This is a genomic window from Aquirufa aurantiipilula (genome assembly GCF_019923745.1).
Lineage (GTDB): Bacteria > Bacteroidota > Bacteroidia > Cytophagales > Spirosomataceae > Aquirufa > Aquirufa aurantiipilula.
In genome coordinates this window covers 63,784-89,291 of record NZ_JAANOG010000003.1, presented here as the reverse complement: position 1 = coordinate 89,291, position 25,508 = coordinate 63,784, and the positions used below count along the sequence as shown (strand labels likewise).

Sequence of the window (25,508 nt, the reverse complement as noted above, 5' to 3'; positions counted from 1 at the left end):
GATACTTCACGTGGACTATTCATTCTCTGAATTTGCTGTGCTGACTAGGGCAATTGTCTGAAATAGACAAGCTCCCTTGTGATTCATTGACCTACTAGAAAAATCTTCATTTTTCTAACGTCTATCATTTCGTTACATAGGTCAAAATCGAAGGAATTTCAATTTGACAGGAAGCCTCTACTAGCATCCCAATGATTTTTCCCATGTACATCATGATTCAAAGAAAGTGTAATTCCACCATTGATTTATTCATTAAATCCTTGGTTTCATACCTTCTTAAAGGTATTATTTTCTCCATTCTTTTATGGGGTAGTCCCATTGTTTTTGCCCATTCGGATGTAAGCTTGTCAAATCCAATGGCGGGTCCGGCGGTTAAATATAAAATTACCATTTCAAGCTCCACCGAATTTTTGGCTGGAGAAGTTAAAACTATGGTGGTAAGGGCTGTTGACTCGCAAGGGAATACTATAACCTCTTATGAAGGGCCCAAATCACTGGTTTTTTCAGGGGCAAACGTGGCTAGATTAGGTCAAATTCCTAAAGTAAATGGAGTGAAATTTGGGGATAAACTACAAGTGAATTTTACTAAGGGATTATTCGCCTTTGGCCTCCAGCTTTTTAAACAAGAATTGGCGGCCATATCAGTTAAGGGGGAGGAATTGTCAAGTCTTGAAAATGAAAAATTACTGGTTCAAGTAAAACCCAATAAAAACATTCGCCTTTGGGCCGATTTACTTAGTCAGCAATCGCGATTGTCAACCATTCAGGGGATATTGGCCATGACTGATAACTATGGAAATAACTTGTCGGATTTTGATCCATCCCAAGATCCGATAAAAGTAACGACTTCTACTGGAGGGGTAATAAGCGGATTGGGCTCTGCAAAAAATAACCTCATCAATCAAGCGAGTGATGCACAGGCCGGCATTGTTGATTTGGCTACTTTGGGGATGAAATATACAGGGAAAGCGGGTAAAGTCATCTTTCAATTTAGCAATAGTAAATACAATACAAGTGATACTGTAGGATTTGATGTAGGTCAAGAGCATTCTTTTTTATTAAAATCGATCAATCCTAAACAAGTGGTTGGCTCTCAAATGCCCTTAAGCATCTTTATCCAAGACCGCTATGGTAATTTAGATAAGTCCTTTACGGGGATAAAAAATGTATTGTTCTTTGGTGCTAATTCCTCCTTGAAACAAGGGATTCAACCAAATATCAATGGCGTGCCTTTTGGAAGTAAAGTAAGTATTAACTTCAATCAAGGAGTGGCTAATGTAGGTATTTCTTTATTCAAAGCTGAAAAGGCATTGATTTCAATGAAAGATGATCAATTTTCATCCAATGAAGAGGAGAAATTGGAAATAGAAGTCCTGCCATTGTCGGGTAATGAACTAAAACTTAAAATAGCGGAAACCCAGAAAGTAGGGGAGCCTATTTCTGGTACTATTCAAATAACGGATAGCTATGGCAATGAGGTTAGTCATTTTGATGCTTCCCAAAATCCCATTACTGTCAGTAATAGTTTGGGTGGAATCATTCATGGTTTGGGTTCAGAAAAGAATAATATCATCAATCAGAGTTCGGACTTAATCAATGGTAAGGCCGACTTGAGTGTTTTGAAAATGATTTACACGGGAAAAATTGGGGAAGCCGATTTGATTTTTTCTTTAAAATCGGGCTACACGGAAAAAGCCGAAAACATAGTTTTTTATCCTGGAGCCTCATATTATAATCGAATACAAGTAGAAGGGGCAAGCAATCAAATAGCCGGAGTGCCTCAAACCATAACGCTCAAGTTGTTAGACTCTTCAAATAATACACTCACTAATTTTAATGGAGTAAAGGAATTACTTTTTCATGGAGCTTCAGTGGCAGCCTCTGTTGACAAAGCACCTACAGCATTAAATAGTTTATCCGTACCTACCAATTTTGGTACTCTTACCTCCATTCAATTTAAGAATGGGATTGCAAGCACTCAGGTGATATTGTATCAGGCAGAAAATGTGTCTTTGGGAGTCTCTGAGTTTTTAGGAGCTGTAAGTCGGGTTGAAAATCATTTATCCGTGAATGTGAAGGCCTCAAGTTTTCATCATTTTGATATTAGTTTAACAAGTCCACAGGTAAATGGACAAGTTTTTCAAGGGATTAATTCGCTAAAAGCAATGGATGAATATGGAAATGTGTGCATCGATTTTGATGCTCAGCAAAACCCAATTCATGTACAAGCTCAAAATACGGGAGCATGGGGATTTAAAAGTCTTGGGAATACTTATACCTTAAATCGAACTTCAGATTTTGTTCGAGGGGAACTTGATTTGACAGAAAAGGGCTTTTTTTATCAAGGAGCTACTGGTACTTCATTTAGATTTGTGGCACAAAATGGAATTGAAACTACGAGTCATTCCATTCAATTTGTCAATTCCAATCAGTCGACTAAGTTGTATATCTCAGCTAACTCGACTCAATTGGCAGGGGAGTCACAAACTTTGACTATAAGTGCTTTGACTTCGTTAGGTGAAACGGATTTTACCTACCATGGAAATAAAGTGCTAGTTTTCACAGGAGCAAGAAATATTCCCAATACAAGCTATCAAGCTAAAGTTCAAAATAATAGCACAGCTATAGAATCACCATTTGGGAAAGCTATTTCTATATCCTTCATTAATGGAAAAGCTCAGGTCCCGGTTTATTTATATTTAGCAGAAACCGCTTCGATTTCAGTACGAGAGACAAGTGTTTCGGGGGCCATGTCAGGAAATGATTTTTTGATTCAAGTCAAGGCCAATAGCCCCAAGCAATTAGTGGCCAATATCAGTAGCCCTCAAACGCGAGGAAAGCCCTTTGTTGGGAATAATACGCTAACGGTAAAAGATGCCTTTGGTAATATTTGTCTTGATTTTAATGCCAGTTTACAACCTATTAGTATTCAGGTAAGTTCAGGCATGGGTCAAGTGCTGGGTCTTGGCAGTGCCCAAAATAATGTATTAAATCAAGTATCAGATTTTAAAAATGGAGTGGCTAATCTTACAGCATTAGGTTTCATATTTCAACCAGCTGTTGCCACCTTAAACCGTAAAACTTTATTATCCAAAAAAACCACTTTCTCTTCTGAAGTAAATTCATTGGAGGTATTTTCTTCCAATTTCGTCTTTTCCCTTTCGAATGAATCAAGTTTGATCAGTACTCAGTCGAGTGGAATTGTGATATCAGATAAAGAGGAACGCTTAGTCATAACGGGCTCATCCATTCAGTTTTCAGGGAAAAGTCAATATATCAAATTGGAGGCAAAAGATGCGAACGGTGTTTTGGTTCGCACCTATTCAGGAATTAAAAATTTGGTATTTTCAGAATCCGCCAATCCTAGTAACTTTCAAAATACAGCTACAGCTTTGGGTATTCCATTCGGCCAATCTACTGCTGTGGAATTTTTTGAGGGTTCAGCCACCTTGGAATTAATTCTTAAAACGGTCAGCAATGAAGATGTCATTCAAGTAAGTGACGGTGTTTTGAATAGCCACTTAGCTGGGGACAATCTTGTCGTAAAAGTTGTTTTGGGCAACGTGACAAGTCCTTCTGGTCTTCAATATGGCTTGACGGATGATTTGTATTTTTCATTTGATCGTCGACAAATTCCTGTTTGGTCCATTCAAGGAAGAAATACCGTATTAAGGATAGACAAATCAATCATTAGTAATGATCAATTAACCGATGCAGCTACGCTGGCAAAATTGGTGGAAAGAACAGATGCCTTATATGATTTTTATAAAAATTCATTGGGCTATGAACCTCCTGGAGGAAACCCGGATTTTGGCTATAAAACAAGTGTGTTTTTTGGTATTCCATCTTGTGGATCGGGTTGTGGTTTGGTAGGAGCCAAAGGTATCGAAGTGAGTGGATTTGACAATATCTATTTTAACCTTAAAAACAATACCAATGTCAATAGAGATGTTATTTTAGCCTATGAGTTTGGTCGAAATTTCTTTGATTTTAGCTCCAAAGTTCTTTTTCCCTATAACCCCAATAGTCAAGAAAAAAATGGCGGAATGGCCGAGGCATTTGCGAGTTTATTTACCGCTTATGCCTTCAATGATTTATTGACAGATCCCCAGCAAAGGAAGTTTAATGAGAGCTTATTGAATATCTCTTGGTTTAAAGAAAATTTTATTGGGTATATCAATGATTTGGACGCGAATCCTTATAATGTTTGGGCCAAATGGGACCGAATAGGCTATAATGATTATAACCGAGGTACGGGGACGAATACCGACGATGAACCAGCATGGAAGCCAGTAGGGCTCTTGGAAGGATTGATTAGCACCTTTGGGAAATCCACCATTTTTCCTAAATTTTTTCAAGAATTACGGAAGATGCCAAAAGTCAATACCATAGAAGATGCATTAAGTAATATCGCCCAAGCGACAGCTAATTGTACCCAGACGAACCTGGTTCCATTTTTTAAGTATGTCGCAAAGTTTAACTTAAATCCAGCTACTGAAGCGGCCATTAGTTCATTTTCTCCACATCCAGATAAATTGATTCGCTATGAAAATTTACTTTGGTTTATCTCCCCATTTCATACAGTACGCATCAATATTCGCAGTATAAATTATTTGAGCAATCAAAATTGGTATGTAATAAAAAAGGGGAATAAAGTGATTTCCTCCAGTCAGCACGGTAATAATGAAATCCCTTACAGTATTCTCGGAAATCAACAAGAGGTTGACTTGACCATTGAAATGCAAGATGCCAATCATCAGGTGCTTGACTCGTATACCATTCAATTGAAAAAACGACATAACATTAATTTGTTTGATTATTCCGATGATTGGTACGCTTACTATTTGGCTAATAGATCTACTAAAATTTATCAGGAATCGGGGAACGTGGTTATTGAAAATGTAAGTCCAACATTGTTTGACCACGGTCTCTTGCGTAAATCTTTCCGAATTGCAAAAGATAGGACCATGCGTTTGAGCAGTGTTGTAAGGAGAATAGGTCCTAATTTTCAGGCAAATGTGGTGAATAATTACGCAGATATTGCGACAGGAGGTACATTTTATGGATCAGGGTCTTTGCGATTAGGGTATGATATAGGTCAAAATAATACCTCAAATTATTTTACTTTAAACCAGTTCATCTATGCTAAAAAACTATTAAAACCAGAAGCAAATTTAAGTGTGGTGACCATCGGTCTTGAATCAGTGGGAAATCAACAAAAATCCTATTTTTCCAATTTGATTTTCCGAGATGAAACTGATACAGATGGAGATGGGGTGGTTGACTTTGAAGATAATTGCCCTTCAAGCTATAATCCAAATCAACTAGATACAGATAAGGATGGTATGGGAGATGCTTGTGATGATGATTATGATGATGACGGAAATGTAAATGCATCAGATCCCAATCCCAAGGTTCCTGTTGCACAAAATGATGTAATTCAGCAGGCTTTTAGTCAGGGACCAATTAGCCTTCAAGTATTGAAAAACGATGATTTTTTACCTGGACCTAGTACCAGTTTACGTCGGGTTTCAGGAACAGAAAAAGGCATGGTCAATTTTAATTCCATGACGGGATTAATGACTTATACTGCTACTGCATGGGAAGAAGATTCCGTGTCCATAGTATATGAAGTTTGTAATTCCCTGACAGGTGTTTGTGCTAGAGCCCAAATAAAAATAATAGATATAAATCAAGCTTCTAAATTCATCATTAGCGGAAGTTCCAATCAGATAGCAGGATCAAGTCAAACCATCAGAATAGTTGCTGCGAATCGTAGAGGAATACTTATTAGCACATATACGGGCACTAAAATACTTCAGTTTTCAGGCACAAATTCTTCTTTGGCCACTAACTTCAAATCCCAAGCCAATGGCATTGATTTTGGAATTAATACCCCCGTCAATTTTACTAATGGAGAGGCACAAGTTCAAATCATTGTATATAAATCAGGTATCGATTCCCTCAGTGCCACGGAAGGTTTTATCAATACGACAGGTTTGGACAAATTAGCCATTCGTGTTTCAGAGAAATCATTTCAAAAATTAAGTGTTCGATTGCAAAATCCACAAGTCAATCAAAAGCCATTTTATGGAACTAATTTGTTGATAGCTCAAGATGAGTATGGAAATCCCGTAAGCACATTTAATGCAGCATTAAACCCAATTGCAATCAGTACTAGTCAGGGTGGAACAATCTCCGGATTATCTGGTGGTTTTCGACTGGTTAGTTCAAGCGACTTTAGTCAAGGTGTCGCCAATTTGACACAGCTTGGAATGATTTATTCTGGGCTAGTTGGTCAGGATATGTTGACATTTAGCCCTAGCACCGGATTGAGTATCCAGAGTGAAATCCACATTCAATCGGATTTAATTAAACCAACTCAGCTTCAAATTTCGGGGGATTCAACCCAAATAGCAGGAATTGAAAATATAATTACGATAAAGGTCATGAATGAAGTCGGAGACTTGGTAGATACCTATTCCGGGACTAAGACAGTCTTATTTAGTGGGGCCAAGAATTCGACTAATCCGGTAGTTTTTCCTCAGGCGATAGATCGGGAATCGCAAATTAGAAATTTTGGATCTACCACGAGTATCGATTTTGTAGGTGGAATTGCCCAAGTGTCGATGAAGTTGTTTCATGCTACTTTGGCTCAAATTCAAGTTCAATTATTGGAAGATACACTCACTTCCAATTATTTGCCGGTCTCAGTAAAAGCTGGCCCTTTGGCCAAGTTTCATTTACAAATGACTAGTCCTCAAACCACTGAAACTCCTTTTGCAGGCCTGAATACATTGAGTACTTTGGACGCATATGGCAATATCCTCCTTGATTTTGATGCAAGTTTAAATCCCATACAGGTATCCAGTACCTTGCCAGGCTATATTGCTGGTCTTTCTGGCGGGAATCAATTAAACAAATCCAGTGATTTTGTTCATGGAATGGCAGATTTGAGCCAATTGGGGATGATGTATTTAGGTCAGGAAGGAAGAGGTTTCTTTACTTTTTCGCATAGCTCAGGAATAAAAATTACTAGTAATTTGATGGAAATTCTAATGGCAGATTTTGATAGTGATGGTATTCCCAATTCTATGGAATGTTATCAAACCTTTACTCTTCAAGGTAACTGCCAAGATTTTGATAGTGATGGATTAGTGAATTCCATGGATATGGATTCTGATGGGGATGGAATACCAGATGAACGAGAGAAAAATCGAGATACAGATGGTGACCGACACGCTAATTATCTCGACCTAGATTCAGATAATGATGGCATATTGGATTCAACCGAAGGGGAAGTTGACACAGATGGGGATGGTATACCCAATTACCTAGATTTGGATTCAGACAATGATGGTATTATGGATGTTTGGGAAGCCAGTAATATTGCAAGAGGAAATCTGGACGATAATTATGATGGTCGAGTGGATAAGAAAGGCTTTTTGCTAGATACGAATGGCAATGGGTTGGCTGATTTTCTAGAAATAGGTTTGGGCGGTAGTCCAGCTCCTATTCCAGATACAGATCATGATGGGAAGCCAGATTATGTAGATTTAGATGCTGACAATGATGAAATATCAGATGCGATAGAAGGAACAAAGGATGAAGATGGAGAAGGATTTCCCAATTACCGCGACTTGGATTCTGATGGGGATTGGCTTGGAGATCAAGATGAAAGGAATGTGGACAATGATTTGGATGGAGTACCTAATTACTTGGATTTGGATTCAGATCAAGATGGTATCCCAGATGCTTGGGAGGGAAAAAATAAATGTGCTTCTTGTTCACAAAGGAAGGATGATTTGGATGATGGTTGGGATGATCGAGGTCAATATGTAAAAGTTATTGATACCGATTCAGATGGTAGCTCTGATTTTTTGGATTTGGATTCAGACAATGATTGCATTCCAGATAGCAAGGAATGGGGAGCTGATGGAGATGGGGATGGAATTGCGAATTTTAGGGATTTGGATTCTGATAACGATGGGATGCTGGATAGTCAAGAGGCTGGAGATTGCCAACAACCAAGAGATAGTGATGGAGATGGTTTGCACGATTTTGAGGACTATGATTCGGATAATGATCTAATTCCAGATGCAATAGAAATTGGCTCGAATCCGAATAACCCTCTTGATACAGATTTAGATGGGAAACCAGATTACTTGGATTTGGATGCAGATGATGATGGAATACCTGATTCTGTGGAGGCAGGTTCAAATCCTGACAAACCAATTGATTCGGATGGAGATGGTAAAGCAGATTATCAAGATGTAGATTCTGACAATGATTCAATACCTGATTTTGTAGAATCGGGAATACCTTCGGCAGAGCCAATAGATTCTGATTTAGATGGAAAGCCGGATTATGTGGATTTGGATTCCGATAATGATGGCATTTTGGATGCTTTAGAAGCGGGTTTAAATCCGATTAAACCCCTAGATTCTGATTCAGACGGTCAGGCCGATTTTCGAGATATAGATTCAGATAATGACCATATTCCAGATGCAATAGAGGCGGGGAATTTTCAACATGTATTTGACACAGATTTAGATGGGAGACCCGACTATCGTGATGTAGATGCTGACAATGACGGAATAGGGGATGAGATGGAGGCGGGACCAGATGTCAATAATCCATGGGATACGGATGAGGATGGCCAGGCTGATTTTCGAGATATAGATTCCGACATGGATGGCATGTTGGATGGATTAGAAGCTGGGCTAGACCTAACAAAGCCCGTGGATAGTGATGCAGATGGATTGCCTGATTATCGAGATAAAGATTCTGATAATGATGGTATTAGCGATATTGTGGAGGCTGGATCAAATCCATCGAAGCCTTTGGATTCGGATAAAGATGGTTTGGGAGATTTTAGAGATTTGGATTCGGATAATGACACGATTTCCGATGCTGTAGAGGCAGGAAATGAACCTTTAATTCCCGTTGATACAGATCAAGATGGATGGCCAAATTATCGAGATGAAGATTCAGATAATGATACGATTCCCGATTCAGTGGAAGTGGGGTCAATTCCTTTGAAACCCATTGATACGGATGATGATACCCAACCGGATTATTTGGATCGTGATTCGGATAATGATACAATTCCTGACGAGATAGAAGTAGGTCCAGATGTAATTCACCCTTTGGATACTGACTTAGATGGGAAAGTGGATTTCCGAGATGTAGATTCGGATAATGATGGTATACCCGATACAATAGAAGTTGGTCCGAATGTTCAAGTACCGATAGATTCAGATGAAGACGAACTAGCTGATTACCGAGATGTGGATTCTGATAACAATGGATTAAGCGATACAGAGGAAGCAGGGCCTAATCCGCTACGACCCTTGGATACAGATTTGGATATGACCCTAGATTACCGGGATAGCGATGATGATAATGATGGCATGCTTGATACCCTTGAAAATGATATCAATTTTGGAGGAATGACTGATTGTGACAAGGATGGAATAGACAATCGTATAGATGCGGATATTTGTGAAATTTTTGCCCCACAAGCTATTTCTCCCAACCAAGATGGAATCAATGATGTACTCGTGATACCCGGTATCTTTCGTAGGCAACCGAATCGATTTGTTATTGTGAACCGATGGGGTGAAGTGGTTTATGAAACCAATAATTATCAAAATAATTGGGGTGGCTTAAGCGATAAAACTATTGGTTTGATGACAAGTGATGGAAAATTGCCCGATGGTACGTATTACTATTATGTGGATTTTTTCGGAAAGTATCCCAACATCAGCACATTTGTGTACATCAATCGGTTAGCAAAATAGAGGGATTCTGGAGTTTTTATTTAAGCTGTTGCATGTACATGGAAATTAAATCGGCTTCAAAGCCTTTTCTCATGGCATATTGGTAACATTTTTGTTTTTTACTCCACTCATTAGGATCTTTTACTTGTTGGAATTTATCCTTCAACATGGATTCCAAAGTAGCCTCATAAGGTAAGTCTAGGAGTTCTTCTAAGGCCTTTTGAATAAGGGAGTCTTTAACTTGTAATCGCTTAAGCTCAAATTTGATTTTATTTCTACCCCAAGATTTTTGGTTGAATTTGGATCGAACAAAAAGCTTAGCAAATCGTTCTTGATTAAGGTAGTTATTTTCCTCTAGCCATTCCAGGTAGGGCTTTTGATCTTCAGGTAAAACGGCCAAGGATTCCATTTTGACTTGTATTTCCCAAACACAACGCTCCTGATAGGCACAGTAGCGAGCCAGTTTCTGTAAAACCTCGGATTTCATGGGAAATTATGGATTTGGAGTGCTAGAATCCACCTCCTCATAAGCTTCTAGATTGAACAAATCGTTCAAAGCATCCACCATACTATCTGACTCACCACGTTTGCAGGCGGCTTTTAAATGAATAATAGGTTGTTTGATGATTTTTTGTACCAGGCTAGCCGTGATTTTTTCCAATTTCTCTGCCTCTTGAGGGTTAAGACCTTTCAAATGGCGGTTGATTTCTTCTTTACGGATTTGCTCTAGCGCATTTTTCAATTTGTGGATGGTCGGTGAAACTTCCATTTCTTTGGACCAATCATTGAAACTAATCACGGATTCATCAATGATTCTACGCACATCTGGTACGGAAGCCATACGAATGCGCAAGGCTTCGTCGGCCCGTTCTTTCAATGAATCAATGTTATATAGTAAAACGCCTGATATTTTTTCAATGCCTTCTTCAATACTTCTTGGAACCGAAAGGTCAATGAAATATTTAAAAGTCAATATCGATAATTTTTTTAATTCGGCTTGGGTGATGATTGGGTCTTGATTTCGTACCGAAGAGATAATGATATCTGCCTGCGCAATTTCCTTCCACAAATCTTCAATTGGAGCCACACGGAATGGTTTATCGTGGGCAATTTTTTCCGCCTTTTCTAAGGTACGGTTCATGATGGTGATTTCAGCGAAATCTTTATCCTCCATGTTTTTACATACATCCAAACCAATTTCCCCTAATCCTAGAATCAAAACTTTAGGTTGAGCGATGGCTTGGGATAATTCTTCAGCCAAAGCTACCGTGGCATAAGAAACGGATGCCGCTCCATCACGGAACGAAGTTTCTTGAGCTACACGCTTATTGGCATAAAAGATGGTATGCATCAATCGATGCAAATATGGACCAGCTAAATTTAAATCAGCCGATTGTTGGTATGCTTTTTTGATTTGATTCGGAATCTGTAAATCCCCTACCACTTTGGATTGCAAACCTGTAGCCACTTCAAATAAGTGCCTTAAAGAGGCCTCAGCGTCAGATTCATGATGAAAATAGGGCGTGTATTCTTGTGTTTGATGCAATCCTTTTTCAATCAATAAACTCTTAACTAAATCGTGGGATATATCTTCCGGGGTATTATAATACACCTCTGTACGATTGCAGGTAGATACAATCAACATTTCTTGTAATCCAAAAAGGTCTTTACATTTAATAGCAAAGGCTCTACTTTCTTCCTCATTTAACGCCACTTGCTCACGAATCGTGAGAGGAGCAGAGCGATGAGATATACTTATAGACTTAAACGGAATTGACATTCGGTGGTTTTGAAAAATAATTAACAAAAGTACAAACCAAAATTTATTTTATGTACTGTCTTGACAAGAAAATAGTAAATTAGACAAAGTTTAAATAACACAAGATGGACTTCAGCAACAAGACAGTTTTTATTACCGGTGCTTCTCGAGGTATCGGATTTGAGATTGCTAAAAAAATGGCTTCTGTGGGCGCAAACGTAGTTATTGCAGCCAAAACAGCTACGCCTCATCCTAAATTACCGGGCACTGTTTTTTCCGCAGCCGAGGAAATAGAGGCCTTAGGTGGCCGAGCCTTACCTTTAGTCTTGGATATTCGTGATGAAAATCATGTTTTTGAAGCCGTAGAAAAAGCGGTGGAGACCTTTGGAGGCATTGATATCTTAGTGAATAATGCATCTGCCATTTCTTTGACGGGGACGCTATGGACGGATATGAAGAAATACGACTTAATGCATCAAGTAAATGCTCGAGGTACCTTTTTGACTTCCAAAGCCTGCTTGCCCCATTTGTTGAAGTCGAAAAACCCACATGTGTTAACCTTATCACCTCCTTTAAATATTGAAGCCCGCTGGTTTGAAAACCACGTGGCTTATTCCATGGCCAAATTTGGCATGTCGCTTTGTACTTTAGGTATGGCAGCGGAGTTCAAAAATAAAGTGGCATTTAATTCCCTTTGGCCTAAAACCATCATCGCAACGGCGGCCATAGAATTTGCAGTTGGGAACTCAGATATGTTAGATCGGGCAAGAAAGCCGAGCATCATGGCGGATGCTGCCTATGAGATTTTCAAACAAGATCATGTCAGCACCACTGGACAGTTTTTCATTGATGAAGAAGTATTGCGTGCGGCCAATTACACCGATTTTGAAATTTATAAGGTCAATCCAAGTTTGGGTGATCATGAATTAATTCCGGACTTTTTTATTTAATGCCTTGCCTTTAATTCATTCAGAACCCAGCTATCAGCCCCCTTTTTGGTTACCTGAGGGACATACCCAAAGTATCTATACGGCCTTGTTTCGTAAAATTACCAAGCTGATTCCTCAAAGAGAAAGATTGACATTGCGCGATCAGGACTTTGTGGATTTGGATTGGTATGTTGAAGGACCTTTGTCTGACAAACCTTTACTCATAGTTTCGCACGGTTTGGAGGGAAGTAGTCAGGCGCAATATGTCAGAGGATTGGTGAAAACCATGATCGCTCAGGGTTTCAACGCCTTGGCTTGGAACTTTCGGTCTTGCTCTGGAGAGATGAATAATAAGCTTCGATTTTACCATAGTGGTGCCACAGATGATCTGGATGATGTGATTCAAGCATGTGTAGACCGTGGGGCAAAACACATTTATTTAGCAGGTTTTAGTTTGGGAGGTAATCTAACCTTGAAATGGTTGGGAGAACAAGGGCAAAATCATCCAAATTTGATTCGAAAAGCTGTGGCATTTTCCGTACCTTTGCACCTTTCAAGTAGTAGCCGAAAGTTGGCACGACGAGAAAATGGACTCTACACTCATCGATTTTTACAAACTCTTCTATCTAAAGCAAAAGAAAAAGCCGTGCTATTTCCCACGGCTGTCGATGTAGCTATTCTGCAAAGAATCAAAACATTGAGGGAGTTTGATGATGTGATTACGGGTCCATTGCACGGTTTTAAAGATGCGGAAGACTATTATGAACAAAATAGTGCGCTGTATTTTTTAGATAAGATTCAGGTTCCTACCTTGGTAGTGAATGCCCAAAATGATCCATTTTTATCGCCCGAATGCCTCCCCGCATCTCTGGCTTCCCAATGGGAAAATGTCTTTTTGGAATTGCCCACTCAAGGAGGGCATTGTGGATTTTATCCCTCAGATTACCGAGGAACCTTGTGGTCGGAACAACGGGCAATGAATTGGTTTTTGAATAAAGAAACGATTAATTATGTCGAATAAACAGTTGGAGCCATTGCACATTGTGATTGATTTTGATAGTACTTTTACTAAAGTAGAAGGGCTAGATGAGTTGGCGAATATCGCCTTACAAGGAAACCCGAAACAAAAGGAGATTGTCTCCAAGATTCGGGAGATTACTGAAAAAGGGATGACCGGTTCCTATTCTTTTGCCGATTCATTGCGTGATCGTGTAGCCCTTTTGTCGGCCAACCGCAGCCATGTAGATCAATTGATCGCTTTCTTAAAAGGTAAAATTTCGGATTCATTCAATCGTAACAAAGAGTTTATCCTAGAAAATGCAGAGCAAATTCTCATTGTGTCTAGTGGTTTCAAGGATTTCATAGTACCCGTAGTTCAAGAATTAGGCATCCCAGCAGAGAATGTGTTTGCCAATACCTTTAATTATGATGCCGAAGGTAATATCACGGGTTATGATCACGATAATTTATTGTCGAAAGACCGCGGTAAAGTAAGCTTACTTCAATCCTTGCAATTGGAAGGTGAGGTATATGTTATCGGCGATGGTTACACAGATTACGAATTGCGTGAGGCTGGTTTAGCCAATAAGTTTTTTGCTTTTACAGAAAACGTGTCTCGTAAAGTGGTGGTGGAGAAAGCAGACCATGTGGTCCCATCCCTCGACGAGTTTTTATATATCAATGGATTGAGCCGTGCTCAGTCTTATCCTAAATCAAGGATCAAAGTTCTTCTTTTGGAAAACGTGCATCCTCATGCTGTTCAAGCATTTAAGAAAGAAGGATTTCAAGTAGAATTGTTAAAAGGAGCTTTAGATGAGGCTGAATTGATTGAAAAAATCAAAGATGTGTCCATTCTAGGTTTACGTTCCAAAACCAATTTGACGAAAAAAGTATTGGAACATCCCAATGCAGCCCGTTTAATGTGCGTAGGTGCTTTCTGCATTGGAACCAACCAAATTGATTTAGCAGAATGCGAAAATCGGGGTATTGCCGTTTTCAATGCACCCTATTCCAACACCCGTTCCGTCGTGGAATTATCCATCGGTTTAATGGTTATGCTCACGCGAAATATCTTCGAGAAATCAAGCCGCATGCATGCTGGTGTTTGGGATAAGTCGGCAACGAATTCCTATGAGATCCGTGGAAAAAAATTGGGTTTAGTGGGATATGGAAATATTGGAACCCAAATTTCCGTGATTGCGGAAGCTCTAGGAATGGAAGTGTATTTCTATGATACAGTAGATAAATTGGCTTTGGGTAATGCCAAAAAATGTTCAAGTTTGAAAGAGCTTTTGAACTTAGCTGATTTTGTGAGTTTGCATGTGGATGGTCGGAAAGTGAATACCAACATCATAGGGGAGCAAGAATTTTCTTGGATGAAAGACAATGTGATTTTCTTGAATTTATCCAGAGGCCATGTCGTAGAAATTCCTGCTTTAGTAGAAGCCATTAAATCGGGTAAAGTCTGGGGTGCAGCAATCGATGTATTTCCTTATGAGCCCAAGACCAACGATGAAGAATTCATCAATGAGTTAAGAGGTTTGCCGAATGTTATTTTGACTCCGCACATTGGAGGATCGACAGAAGAGGCTCAAGCTAATATTGGTGAGTTTGTTCCAGCAAAATTGTTGCAGTTTATGAACAATGGTAGCACTTATGGGTCGGTTAACTTCCCTGAATTACAATTACCTCCATTGGAAAATGCACACCGACTTTTGCATATTCACCATAATATGCCGGGAATTTTGGCACAAATAAACAATGTGTTTGCTAAGTATCAGGTAAACATCATTGGTCAATATTTGAAAACAACCGAGAAAACGGGTTACGTGATTACCGATGTGGCCAAAGAATATTCAGAAGAAATAGTCAATGAATTGAAATTGATTGAGAATACCATTAAGTTTAGAATGCTTTATTAAAATTTATGATGCAGCCCGTATTTTTTACCCCTGGCCCAGCGGCACTTTATCCTACTGTTCAAGGACATTATGAAGAGGCATTTCGCTTGTCCATCGGTTCCATTTCGCATCGTTCAGCTCAGTTTAGGAAAATATACCAACATGCCGATGAGCAATTGAGGCATTTGTTTAATTTACCCAAACAAAATAATGCCATACTTTTCACGGGATCTGCTACTGAAATTTGGGAACGTATCATCATGAATACGGTGGAGCATGAGTGTTTTCATTTGGTGAATGGTTCTTTCTCTAGGAAGTTTTTTGATTTTGCTCAAGAACTTCACAAATATGCACATGCTGCCCATAAGCCATTTGGTGAGGGTTTTGATGCTTCTGATGTACAAGTGCCCGAGTATGCCGAGTTGATTTGTGCTACTGCTAATGAGACAAGTTCAGGTGTCCAAATGCGTGCTCAGGAAATACACAAATTAAAGAAAGCGAATAAGGATAAGTTTTTAGCAGTAGATATGGTTTCTTCTGCGCCCTATACCAACTTAGACTTTAATATCGTTGATACTGCCTTTTTCTCCGTTCAAAAAGCTTTTGGTATGCCAGCGGGTTTAGGAGTTTGGATTGCTAATGAGGCGATGTTGGAGAAAGCAGAAAGAATGAAAAAGCACGAGGGCGTGATTGGAACTTACCATTCATTACCTAGTCTTTGGGAGAATTACAAGAAGTTTGAAACACCAGAGACCCCCAATGTGATGGGAATCTATGTTTTAGGTAAAGTAGCTGAGGATTTTAACCGAATAGGTGTTGATCAAATCCGCAAAGAAACCGACCGCAAGGCCAAGGCATTGTATGATTTTGCGAAAAAATCCGATCGCTTTGAAGCTTTTGTAGAGAATGAATCACATCGTTCTCAGACTGTTGTCGTATTGAATTGTCAAGAAGCAGCAGGTACTGTCATTCAAAAAGTAAAAGATGCCTCGGGTATGATTGTGGGTGCTGGATATGGCAAAATGAAGGAAACACAAATAAGAATTGCTAATTTCCCTGCCGTTTCAAGTGAACAGGTGGAGGCATTGATACAAACCTTGAACTCTATTTAATAGAAGAAAATGATTAATCCTGGAAATTCCATCCGTTGGGGAATACTCGCCTGCGGAAAAATCGCGCGTAAATTTGCCGATGATTTAGCATTTGTGCCAGATGCCCAACTAAGTGCTGTGGCCTCAAGAGATATCCACCGCGCAGAAGAATTCGCATCCCATTATCCTGGTTCAAAGGCATTTGGTTCCTATGAAGAAATGCTTTCGAGTGGATTGATCGATGTGGTGTATGTGGCCTCACCTCATGGTTTACATCATACCCATACATTATTGTGTCTAGAAGCTGGAATCCCCGTTTTGTGTGAAAAAGCATTTGCTGTGAATGGCCGCCAAGTGGCTGAAATGATTCAAAAAGCAAAGGAAAAGAACTTGTTTTTAATGGAGGCATTATGGACTAGATTTCATCCATCAGTAGCAAAAGTTTTGGAAATTATTGAATCCGGAAAAATTGGCCAAATCCGACATGTGGCCGCTGACTTTGGCTTCAAAGCAGAATACGATGTGGAGAGTCGTTTATTCAACCCCGTTTTAACAGGGGGGTCTTTGATGGACATCGGAATTTATCCATTATTTATATCTAAATTGCTTTTAGGCCAGCCCAAAACCTTGCTAGCGACGGGAACCATGGCTCCTACAGGAGTGGACATGAATTGTTCCATAGCCACAAGCTATGAAAGCGGAGCCACGGCTACCTTGTTTTCTACTTTAGCGGCTCAGACGGATACCACTTGTACTATTTATGGTAGTCAAGGTAAAATATTGATGCATTCTCGTTTCCATGAGACATTTGGTATTACTTTGACATTAGAGTCGGGTGAAGTAGAAGAATTTGAATGTGAACGCAAGGGCTGGGGGTATTCGTATGAAGCAGAAGCAGTTCAGGCTGATTTACGTGCGGGTCGACAAGAAAACAAATGGATGACGCATCAGTTTAGTCAAGAGTTAATGGCATTATTAGATGAAATTAGAAAACAGATAGGCTTAGTCTATCCTAACGAATAGGCATGAAAAAACACATATTGCTGGCTTGCTTGCTACTTATCAGCACCAGCATTTTTGCACAAATCAACAAATTTGAAAAAGAGATTAAGGCTTATGAATCCCAAGATTCATTGTCTATGCCTGCTAAAAATCTTCGCTTATTTTTCGGGAGCTCTAGTTTTAGACTTTGGAAAACATTTGACCGTGATATGGCAGCCTATCCTTCCATTAACCGTGGTTTTGGTGGATCTACCTTAGAAGAAGCTTTGTATTACTTTGATCGCATGGTATTGAAATACCAACCGGCCTGGGTTTTTATGTACGAGGGAGATAATGATTTGGCTAAAGGACAGAGTCCCGAGTTTATTGCTCAAGAATTCGTCGATTTTTCTAGAAGGTTGAGAGAAAAATTACCCAACACAAAACTGGTATTTATTGCAGCTAGACCTAGTTTAGCTCGTATTGCCATGTTGGATAAGCAAAAAGATTTAAATGCCCGAATTCAGCAAATTGTTTCCAAAGAAAAAGGACGTTTTTATATCGATATGCAAAGCCCCTTTTTTCGGGCAGATGGTAGTTTAATGGATGATGTGTTTGTGGAGGATCGTTTGCATTTAAATGAAAAAGGATACCAACTTTTCGTGAAGCAAATTCATGAGTTTATTCAAAAACATCCCTAAATTTTACGTTTATGGCCAAAGAATATTCAGTAGTGAATTGGTTGCCGCATATTTCAGTGGATTGTGTGATTTTTGGTTTTCATGAAAATCAACTGAAAGTGCTTCTTTTGAAATTTAAGAACACAGATGTTTGGTCAGTCTCAGGTGGATTTGTTAAATCCGATGAAGATATGGATCAGGCAGCAAGCCGTGTCTTGTTTGAAAGAACTGGCCTAAAAGATATTTATCTGGAGCAGTTTTATACTTTCGGTGATGTCAAAAGAAATCAAGGAGCCATCCAACAACATGCCCAAATTCAGGAGAAAATAGGCGAATCCGGTGTAGATACTTCGTTTCTTTCTGATCGATACATTTCCATTGGCTATTATGCCTTGGTCGACTTTTCTAAAGTCAAAGTCAATTTAGACCAAATGTCCGATGTGTTTTCTTGGAATGATATTTACGATATTCCTACCATGTTTTTGGATCATAGAGCTATAATTGATAAAGCTTTAGAACGACTTCGCTGGTCCTTAGATCAAAAACTCTTAGCCTTTAATCTTTTGGCAGAGACCTTTACCATGTCGGAATTGCAACAAGTCTATGAAACCATTTTGGGTAAAAAATTGGTAAGAACCAATTTCCAAAGGAAGATTTTAAGCATGGATATTTTGGTTCGTTTGGAGAAGCGTTACTTGGGAGGGGCACACAAGGCACCGTATTTGTATCGCTTTGATGTGAAGAAAGCCAAGGTCTATTTATCGCAAGTCGAATATTAATTTAGAAGATTATCTAATTATCTAAATTTATCATTCCATTTGATTTGTTCTGCCTCATATATACCATGCTGTGTGGCCTCATCGTACATCTTTTGTGTGCTATTCATCCAGCGGTAAGCATCTAAAAACCACCATTGTAACTCGCTTTCATACCAAAGCGGTCTTAATTTCTTTTGTTGGATTTGTGCCTTAAATTGTTGGGCTGCTTGTTGCGTAATCTTAAAATGGGTAGACTCATGATCTAAAGCTCGATCAGGAAGATTTTCTTTTTTCCATGAATGGGAGCGGAGCATGTATACTTTTACTTGAATTGGTAAATAAAGAATAGCCCCTTCAATTCTTGGAGTGGCATGGTATTCAAAATTGCTAAATATTTGTGCAGCAAAACGGGATCCAGGATAGGGTTTTGCAGTAAAGTCATTCCAGTCCAAGTTTTTTTGTCCAAAATACAAGGTGTCACGATCCATTGAATGAGGAACATAATCGGGTAAAAATGTTACCCGAATCTCTTGGATTAATTTAGGGTCTTTATCCCAATTATTCTTCCACCATTGATCAAATTGTGTTTGAAGGCTTTGAGAGCTTAATTTAGCCATGTCTTCCCAATGGTCCGATTTTGTTTTAAATCCCTGGGTATTAAATTGACTTTTGTAGGTATAAAGTAATTGAGGGCCCAAAATGGAATCGCGGACCACATACACTTCTGCCTGAAATTTGAATGCATCTTTTGACTCAAAGTCGAATGCTTTCAGTCGAACTTGCAGCATAAAATCCGCAGGATTTTTACGCTTGAAAAGGTATTTTTGAAAGTAAGTATGAGTTGCTGGATTAACTCCACTCAATGTCTGAAACTGATAGGTTGGGATTTGCCCCCAAACATAGGATTGGAATAAAAAACAAAAAGCACCTATTGCTAGGTGCTTTTTACTTATTGGTTTAGCCCATATTGTGGTAAACATTTTGAACATCATCATCTTCTTCCAATCGTTCAATTAATTTTTCAACGTCCGCCACTTGTTCATCTGTTAATTCTTTGGTCTCATTAGGGATACGTTCAAAATCAGCCCCTAACAATTCATATCCTTTTTCTTCCAGGTATTTTTGAATGGCCCCAAAAGCAGTAAATTCTCCGTAAATGTTGATTTGGTTGGTTTCGGTATCTAAAAACACCTCATCTCCTCCTAAATCAATTAATTCAAACTCCAATTCTTCCAAATCAATCTCCGGCTTGGGAGCAATTTTGAAAGCCGATTTGCGGGTAAAAATAAAATCCAACATGCCTTGAGTGCCTAAACTTCCTCCACATTTAGTGAATGAAGAGCGAATGTTGGCCACGGTGCGGTTGATGTTATCAGTAGTAGTTTCTACTAAAATAGCAATACCGTGCTGGGCATATCCTTCGTAAACAATTTCTTTGTAATCTTCCTGATCTTTTGAAACAGCTCTTTTAATGGCACGCTCCACATTGTCCTTTGGCATATTTACTGCCTTGGCATTCTGAATGATGGCTCTAAGTCGTGAGTTTCCTGTAGGGTCTGCTCCGCCAGCCTTCACTGCAATAACAATGTCCTTACCAATTTTTGTAAACGTTTTGGCCATTTGACCCCAGCGTTTAAACTTTCTTGCCTTTCTAAATTCAAAAGCTCTTCCCATAATTCGTTGCGATAATTAGTACTAGCTACAAAAATAAAACAAGCAAAAGGATTTTTGTCGATTGGATTAAAAAAACTCAAGAATTATTTCCACACTCTTGTGGCCTTTGCCCCACAAGACCTACCTAGGCTTCCGTTTAATTTGGCTAAATTGCAGTAGATTGATTTACAACAACCATATATGAAGCGACTTTTCCTCTTACTATTTACACTTACAACTTTTTCTTCTCTAGCTCAAACAGCCAAACGAAACGAAATATTCCAAATGCTCATCAAGCCGGCCAAAGGTCCGCTGAAAATGGATGGCAAGTTAGATGAAGCCGCCTGGTTTGAAGCGGCCAAAGTGAGTGATTTTGTGATGTGTAATCCTACCGATACCTTATGTTCCAATGTTCGCACTGATGTTCGAATGACTTATGATGATAAATACCTATATATATCAGCGGAATGTTTCTTGAAAGACCAATCTCGTTATGTAGTTGAATCACTGAAACGGGATTTTAGCTTTGGTATCAATGATAATTTTTTAGTTTTCATCGATACCTTTGATGATAAAACCACGGGTTTTTCTTTTGGAGCCAATGCCGCCGGTGCGCAATGGGACGGACAAATGTCCGAAGGAGCCAAAGTAAACTTAAACTGGGATAATAAATGGGAGTCTTCTACTTCTTATAATAAAGAGTCATGGATTTGGGAAGCCGCTATTCCTTTTAAATCCATTCGATACAAGAACAATAGTACTCGTTGGGGAATCAATTTCAGTCGACTGGATCTTCAAGCCAAAGAAAAATCAGCTTGGGCTCCTGTACCTCGACAGTTTCCTACGGCCTCTTTAGCTTATTCAGGTGTTTTGTTGTGGGAAACTCCTCCACCAGCACCTAAACAAAATATTTCTGTGATTCCTTATGTCTTATCCGGGGTGACCAGTAATTATGAGACGAAAGATCCTACTAGCTTTAGAAAGCAAATAGGAGGCGATATCAAAGTGGCATTAAGTTCGAGTATGAATATGGACTTAACCATTAATCCTGATTTTTCACAAGTTGATGTAGACCGCCAGCAAACTAATTTAGATCGATTTGAATTATTTTATCCGGAAAAACGTCAGTTTTTTATTGAAAACTCCGATTTGTTTGATGGTTTTGGTACGGAAACCATCCGTCCATTTTTCTCTCGCCGCATCGGTTTAGCTTTAAATACCCGAACCGGTATTTATGAGCAAACTCCCATTACATATGGGGCAAGGGTAAGTGGTAAATTGACCAACGATTGGAGAATAGGCTTATTGAATGTTCAATCACAACGAATCGATGATAAAGGCGTGCCAACCCAAAATTATTCCATGGTGGCTTTGCAAAGGAAATTATTTGCCCGCTCGAACGTAGGAATTTTTATGATCAATAAACAATCCTTCATTGATACCGATTTGCAGCGTCAAAATGGATTTGCCGAATTCAATAGAAACATAGGTGTGGAGTATAATTTGGCTTCTTCCAACAATTTCTGGACAGGAAAAGTCTTCTATTACCAGTCCATCAGTCCAGATGCAAAAGCGAATAATTTTGCCCACGCTGCCTCTTTAGCATACAAAGACAATCATTGGATTGTGAGTTGGAAGCACCAATGGGTAGGAGAAAGTTACAATCCAGAAGTTGGTTATGTGCCTCGCGTAAATTATACCAACATCAACCCGGAGGTAGGTAAAATCTTTTATCCAAAGAGCAAAACTAGCCAATTGTTTTATGCCCAAGTACGATTGAATAGCCTAAGCTTTTGGAATAATTCAGGAGGCTTGACGGATAATACCACTTATGTGGCTTTAGAAGGAAAAATGAAAGATCAGTCGAGCTTCTCTGCTTTCCATGGTTATGATTATGTACGTTTATTATATGATTTTGATCCTACCCGAATGGGTAATATTCCGGTACGAAAGGGTTCCGAGCATACTTGGAGATCTGTTGGTTTTGGATACATCTCATCACCCATCAAATTGTTTACTTATTCGGTGACTTCGCGAGTTGGTGGCTATTATGGTAATGGAAATAGAACGGGTATTACTGGAGAATTGGGTTATCGTTTCCAGCCTCATGTGGGTATTTCGGTAGCTTTGGATTACAATGATATTTGGGGAGTAGAAGTGCCTGTGATTCAAGCAGATGGGACAACTAAAAAAATCATCTCTGCTTCTGAGTTTTGGATTGTAAGACCTAAAGTAGATATCACATTTACCAATAAATTGTTTTTTACAACCTTCTTTCAACTGAACCAACAAACGAAGAATATGAACTTAAACGCGCGTTTACAATGGCGTTATAAACCAGCTTCCGACTTGTTTTTAGTATATACGGACAATTATTTGCCAGAGAATTTTCATATTCGAAATCGTTCCATAGTGTTAAAATTGAATTATTGGCTTAATTTGTAGGTCTAAAAATTAACAAACACAACCATGAAAAAACTTCTTGTTATTCTTTCTTGTATTTTAAGTTTTGGTGCTTTGGCTCAAAGCCCTGCATCTCCACCAGCCGTAGCTTCTCAGAAAGTGGGGAATACCCAAGTTTTGATTAAATACGCTAAGCCATCTGTAAAAGGGCGTTTGGTATTTGGTACCAAAGAACAAAAAGCCTTAGTTCCTTATGGAGAGGTTTGGAGAACAGGTGCTAATGAAGCTACAACCATCGAATTTTCTAAAGATGTACTAGTACAAGGTAAACCATTGGCCAAGGGAGTTTATTCTTTATTATCCATTCCTGGTCCTACCGAGTGGACGATTATCTTCAATAAAGAGTCCAAAATGTGGGGCGCTTATACCTACAAAGCTGATCAAGATGCTTTACGCGTAACAGCTAAACCAAGTGAGCATGCTAAGACAGAGCAGTTCAATATTGCTGTTTCTGAAACAGGTCAAGTAAGCTTGGAGTGGGATAAAACATCCGTTTCTTTCTATGTGAAATAGAGAAAATGATTTAAAATTAGAGCGAACCCAACAGGTTCGCTTTTTTTATGTCAAAAATTCATTTGAATTCCTCAATGCTTTGGTTATTTTTACCCCATTATGGGCATATGCCCCTAAGCCATTTTAACAAGATTGTGTTATGAAAAAAGTATTGATTGCAGAGGATAGTTCGGTCATTCAAAATTTAGCTAGAAAAATATTAGAGTTTCAAAACTTTGAAATTCATGCTGTTAAGAATGGACAACAAGTATTAGACGAATTAGCCAAAGCTGATTTTGATATCATTCTTTTGGATATTAACATGCCCGTAATGGATGGAATGGAATGTGCAAGAGCCGTTCGTTCTTTGGCAGATACCGCTAAATCCAACATCCCGATGATTGCTATCACGGGTAATGCTAGAAATTACAGCATGGAAGATTTCAAAGAAGCTGGATTTAACGACTTTTTAGCTAAACCTTTAAATTTTGATGCACTTGTATCTCAAGTTAAAGCATTAACAGAATAACGGCATGTCGCCGATCTCGGTAGAATTTCTAGGTACGGGTACCTCTCAAGGGATACCCATGATTGCATGTTCTTGTGAAGTTTGTACTTCCTCAGATCAGCATGACCAGCGTTTACGGGTTTCCATGCACATTCAAACCCAAGGAAAGAGTTTTATTATAGATACGGGTCCCGACTTTCGTCAACAAATGCTGCGTGCTCAAATAAAGCATGTAGATGCAGTAATTTATACCCATGAACACAAGGATCACACCGCAGGTATGGATGACTTACGTGGGTTTAATTATGTTCAAAAATCCAGTATTCCATTATACGCACAGGTAAATGTAATTGAGCAACTAAAGCGTGAATTTGCCTATGCTTTTGGAGAAAATAAGTATCCTGGAGTTCCAGAAATTGAAACCTTTCCCATTACCCATCAAGCTTTTGAAATCCAAGGAGTAAAAATTCAACCTATTTTGGTGCGCCATTATATGTTGGACGTACTTGGTTTTCGATTTGGTGATTTTACTTACATTACGGATGCCAATTTTATTTCGGAGGAGGAATTGGAGAAAGTGAAAGGATCCAAGGTTTTGGTCATTAATGCCCTAAAAAAGACTTCCCATATTTCACATTTTACTTTGGATGAAGCTTTGGAGGTGATTGAAAAAGTACAGCCTGAGCGGGCCTACATTACCCACATCAGTCATCAAATGGGTTTACATGCTGAAGTTCAACAAGAACTACCTCCTCATGTTTTTTTGGCTTATGATGGCCTACAATTAACTGTATAAAGATGCCTATTGAAGCGGTTTTATTGGATATGGATGGAGTAGTGGTGGATAATTTACCCTACCATGTTGATGCTTGGTTATTGTTTTGTGAACAACACGGTATTCCATTAACTCGAGAAGTCTTTTATCGAGAGCTGAATGGCATGAATTCCAAAGATACCTTTGAATGGTTCTATGGGCGCGAAATGTCTCGAGAGGAAATCGAGCACTTAGAAGAAAAGAAGGAAGCCATTTACCGGAATTTTTATGCAGATCATCGGGTAGCAGCACCAGGTTTAATTGTATTTTTAACGGAGTTACAAGAACAAGGAATAGCTTGTGCTTTGGCCACTTCTGCGGGTCAAGGAAACATTGATTTCATCGTGGATGGACTGGGCATCCGTCACTTTTTTCAGGCCATTGTAGGTGGTGCTGAAGTAAAGAAGGGAAAACCAGATCCTGAAATATATATGAAAGCCGCTGATTTATTAGGGGCAAATTACGCCCATTGCTGGGTGGTAGAAGATTCCTTACAAGGAATTCAAGCAGGCTTATCAGCAGGTATGCAGGTAGTAGGTATAACTACTTCCCATACCGCTTCCGAATTAGCCCATACGCAGATACAAGCCCCCAATTTCGAGGGATTACTAGGCTTGATTCAAACCAAATTATAAATGGATATTTTTAGATTAATCTAAATTTTCTTTGGTGTCATTAAGTTTTTTCCTAATTTTCAA

Annotated in this window: 17 protein-coding genes; 13 read left to right on the top strand and 4 right to left on the bottom strand. The window is 39.1% G+C overall.

The window, feature by feature from the left end; translation table 11 throughout:
- Positions 1-212 precede the first annotated feature (212 nt).
- Positions 213-9,803, top strand: coding sequence for a T9SS type B sorting domain-containing protein (locus G9H60_RS04035; protein WP_223142830.1), 9,591 nt, complete (start codon positions 213-215; stop codon positions 9,801-9,803).
- Between the two features lie 16 nt (positions 9,804-9,819).
- Here G9H60_RS04035 and G9H60_RS04030 read toward each other — a convergent pair whose 3' ends face one another.
- A complete protein-coding gene (locus G9H60_RS04030) occupies positions 9,820-10,269 on the bottom strand; it encodes a regulatory protein RecX (protein ID WP_223142829.1) in 450 nt (149 codons plus the stop codon).
- Positions 10,270-10,275: 6 nt separating this feature from the next.
- Positions 10,276-11,562 carry a glutamyl-tRNA reductase gene (gene hemA / locus G9H60_RS04025; protein ID WP_223142828.1) on the bottom strand — a complete coding sequence of 429 codons (1,287 nt, stop codon included), beginning with the start codon at positions 11,560-11,562 and terminating at the stop codon, positions 10,276-10,278.
- A 104-nt stretch (positions 11,563-11,666) separates the two neighbouring features.
- On the opposite strand from hemA, the gene G9H60_RS04020 reads away from it, so the two are divergent.
- The 7 genes from G9H60_RS04020 to G9H60_RS03990 are packed head-to-tail and all read left to right on the top strand — an operon-like array spanning position 11,667 to position 18,901.
- Entirely contained in the window at positions 11,667-12,491 is an 825-nt protein-coding gene (locus G9H60_RS04020; protein WP_223142827.1) for an SDR family oxidoreductase, read from the top strand.
- 4 nt (positions 12,492-12,495) lie between these two features.
- Positions 12,496-13,491 (top strand): YheT family hydrolase, encoded by a 996-nt coding sequence (locus G9H60_RS04015; protein ID WP_223142826.1) that lies wholly within the window; start codon positions 12,496-12,498, stop codon positions 13,489-13,491.
- The gene (gene serA / locus G9H60_RS04010; RefSeq protein ID WP_223142825.1) at positions 13,481-15,391 is read left to right on the top strand and encodes a phosphoglycerate dehydrogenase; all 1,911 of its coding nucleotides are present in this window, start codon (positions 13,481-13,483) and stop codon (positions 15,389-15,391) included. The genes G9H60_RS04015 and serA overlap by 11 nt, the downstream gene beginning before the upstream one ends.
- A gap of 8 nt (positions 15,392-15,399) precedes the next feature.
- On the top strand, positions 15,400-16,482 hold the full coding sequence (locus G9H60_RS04005; RefSeq protein WP_223143044.1) for an aminotransferase class V-fold PLP-dependent enzyme: 1,083 nt from the start codon (positions 15,400-15,402) through the stop codon (positions 16,480-16,482).
- A 9-nt stretch (positions 16,483-16,491) separates the two neighbouring features.
- Entirely contained in the window at positions 16,492-17,484 is a 993-nt protein-coding gene (locus G9H60_RS04000; protein WP_223142824.1) for a Gfo/Idh/MocA family protein, read from the top strand.
- Positions 17,485-17,486: 2 nt separating this feature from the next.
- Complete coding sequence (locus G9H60_RS03995) at positions 17,487-18,143, top strand: GDSL-type esterase/lipase family protein (protein WP_223142823.1); 657 nt, start codon at positions 17,487-17,489, stop codon at positions 18,141-18,143.
- A gap of 11 nt (positions 18,144-18,154) precedes the next feature.
- Positions 18,155-18,901, top strand: a complete 747-nt coding sequence (locus G9H60_RS03990; RefSeq protein WP_223142822.1) for an NUDIX hydrolase — start codon at positions 18,155-18,157, stop codon at positions 18,899-18,901.
- Between the two features lie 17 nt (positions 18,902-18,918).
- On the opposite strand, the gene G9H60_RS03985 is transcribed toward G9H60_RS03990, so the two are convergent.
- Both G9H60_RS03985 and G9H60_RS03980 read right to left on the bottom strand, forming a co-directional pair.
- Positions 18,919-19,860 (bottom strand): hypothetical protein, encoded by a 942-nt coding sequence (locus G9H60_RS03985; RefSeq protein ID WP_223142821.1) that lies wholly within the window; start codon positions 19,858-19,860, stop codon positions 18,919-18,921.
- Entirely contained in the window at positions 19,838-20,554 is a 717-nt protein-coding gene (locus G9H60_RS03980; protein ID WP_223142820.1) for a YebC/PmpR family DNA-binding transcriptional regulator, read from the bottom strand. The genes G9H60_RS03985 and G9H60_RS03980 overlap by 23 nt, the downstream gene beginning before the upstream one ends.
- Positions 20,555-20,734: 180 nt before the next feature.
- Between G9H60_RS03980 and G9H60_RS03975 the strand changes: the two genes are divergently transcribed.
- The 5 genes from G9H60_RS03975 to G9H60_RS03955 all read left to right on the top strand — a co-directional run bounded on the left by G9H60_RS03975 (position 20,735) and on the right by G9H60_RS03955 (position 25,445).
- On the top strand, positions 20,735-22,978 hold the full coding sequence (locus G9H60_RS03975) for a DUF5916 domain-containing protein (protein WP_223142819.1): 2,244 nt from the start codon (positions 20,735-20,737) through the stop codon (positions 22,976-22,978).
- A gap of 24 nt (positions 22,979-23,002) precedes the next feature.
- Positions 23,003-23,509 (top strand): DUF2911 domain-containing protein, encoded by a 507-nt coding sequence (locus G9H60_RS03970; protein WP_223142818.1) that lies wholly within the window; start codon positions 23,003-23,005, stop codon positions 23,507-23,509.
- A 139-nt stretch (positions 23,510-23,648) separates the two neighbouring features.
- Positions 23,649-24,017: a response regulator gene (locus G9H60_RS03965; RefSeq protein ID WP_223142817.1), complete on the top strand. Its 369-nt coding sequence runs from the start codon at positions 23,649-23,651 to the stop codon at positions 24,015-24,017.
- Positions 24,018-24,030: 13 nt separating this feature from the next.
- Complete coding sequence (locus G9H60_RS03960) at positions 24,031-24,792, top strand: MBL fold metallo-hydrolase (protein ID WP_223143043.1); 762 nt, start codon at positions 24,031-24,033, stop codon at positions 24,790-24,792.
- A 2-nt stretch (positions 24,793-24,794) separates the two neighbouring features.
- Positions 24,795-25,445 (top strand): HAD family hydrolase, encoded by a 651-nt coding sequence (locus G9H60_RS03955; RefSeq protein WP_223142816.1) that lies wholly within the window; start codon positions 24,795-24,797, stop codon positions 25,443-25,445.
- The last annotated feature ends 63 nt before the right edge of the window (positions 25,446-25,508 follow it).

What these genes read in the sequence shown, in the direction of transcription:
- G9H60_RS04005 (WP_223143044.1), top strand. Translation starts at nt 15,400, where the DNA reads ATGCAGCCCGTATTTTTTACCCCTGGCCCAGCGGCACTTTATCCTACT.
- G9H60_RS04020 (WP_223142827.1), top strand. Translation starts at nt 11,667, where the DNA reads ATGGACTTCAGCAACAAGACAGTTTTTATTACCGGTGCTTCTCGAGGT.
- G9H60_RS03995 (WP_223142823.1), top strand. Translation starts at nt 17,487, where the DNA reads ATGAAAAAACACATATTGCTGGCTTGCTTGCTACTTATCAGCACCAGC.
- G9H60_RS04035 (WP_223142830.1), top strand. Translation starts at nt 213, where the DNA reads ATGATTCAAAGAAAGTGTAATTCCACCATTGATTTATTCATTAAATCC.
- G9H60_RS03985 (WP_223142821.1), bottom strand. Translation starts at nt 19,860, where the DNA reads ATGTTTACCACAATATGGGCTAAACCAATAAGTAAAAAGCACCTAGCA.
- G9H60_RS03990 (WP_223142822.1), top strand. Translation starts at nt 18,155, where the DNA reads ATGGCCAAAGAATATTCAGTAGTGAATTGGTTGCCGCATATTTCAGTG.
- G9H60_RS03970 (WP_223142818.1), top strand. Translation starts at nt 23,003, where the DNA reads ATGAAAAAACTTCTTGTTATTCTTTCTTGTATTTTAAGTTTTGGTGCT.
- G9H60_RS03980 (WP_223142820.1), bottom strand. Translation starts at nt 20,554, where the DNA reads ATGGGAAGAGCTTTTGAATTTAGAAAGGCAAGAAAGTTTAAACGCTGG.
- serA (WP_223142825.1), top strand. Translation starts at nt 13,481, where the DNA reads ATGTCGAATAAACAGTTGGAGCCATTGCACATTGTGATTGATTTTGAT.
- G9H60_RS04030 (WP_223142829.1), bottom strand. Translation starts at nt 10,269, where the DNA reads ATGAAATCCGAGGTTTTACAGAAACTGGCTCGCTACTGTGCCTATCAG.
- hemA (WP_223142828.1), bottom strand. Translation starts at nt 11,562, where the DNA reads ATGTCAATTCCGTTTAAGTCTATAAGTATATCTCATCGCTCTGCTCCT.
- G9H60_RS03965 (WP_223142817.1), top strand. Translation starts at nt 23,649, where the DNA reads ATGAAAAAAGTATTGATTGCAGAGGATAGTTCGGTCATTCAAAATTTA.
- G9H60_RS04000 (WP_223142824.1), top strand. Translation starts at nt 16,492, where the DNA reads ATGATTAATCCTGGAAATTCCATCCGTTGGGGAATACTCGCCTGCGGA.
- G9H60_RS03955 (WP_223142816.1), top strand. Translation starts at nt 24,795, where the DNA reads ATGCCTATTGAAGCGGTTTTATTGGATATGGATGGAGTAGTGGTGGAT.
- G9H60_RS03975 (WP_223142819.1), top strand. Translation starts at nt 20,735, where the DNA reads ATGAAGCGACTTTTCCTCTTACTATTTACACTTACAACTTTTTCTTCT.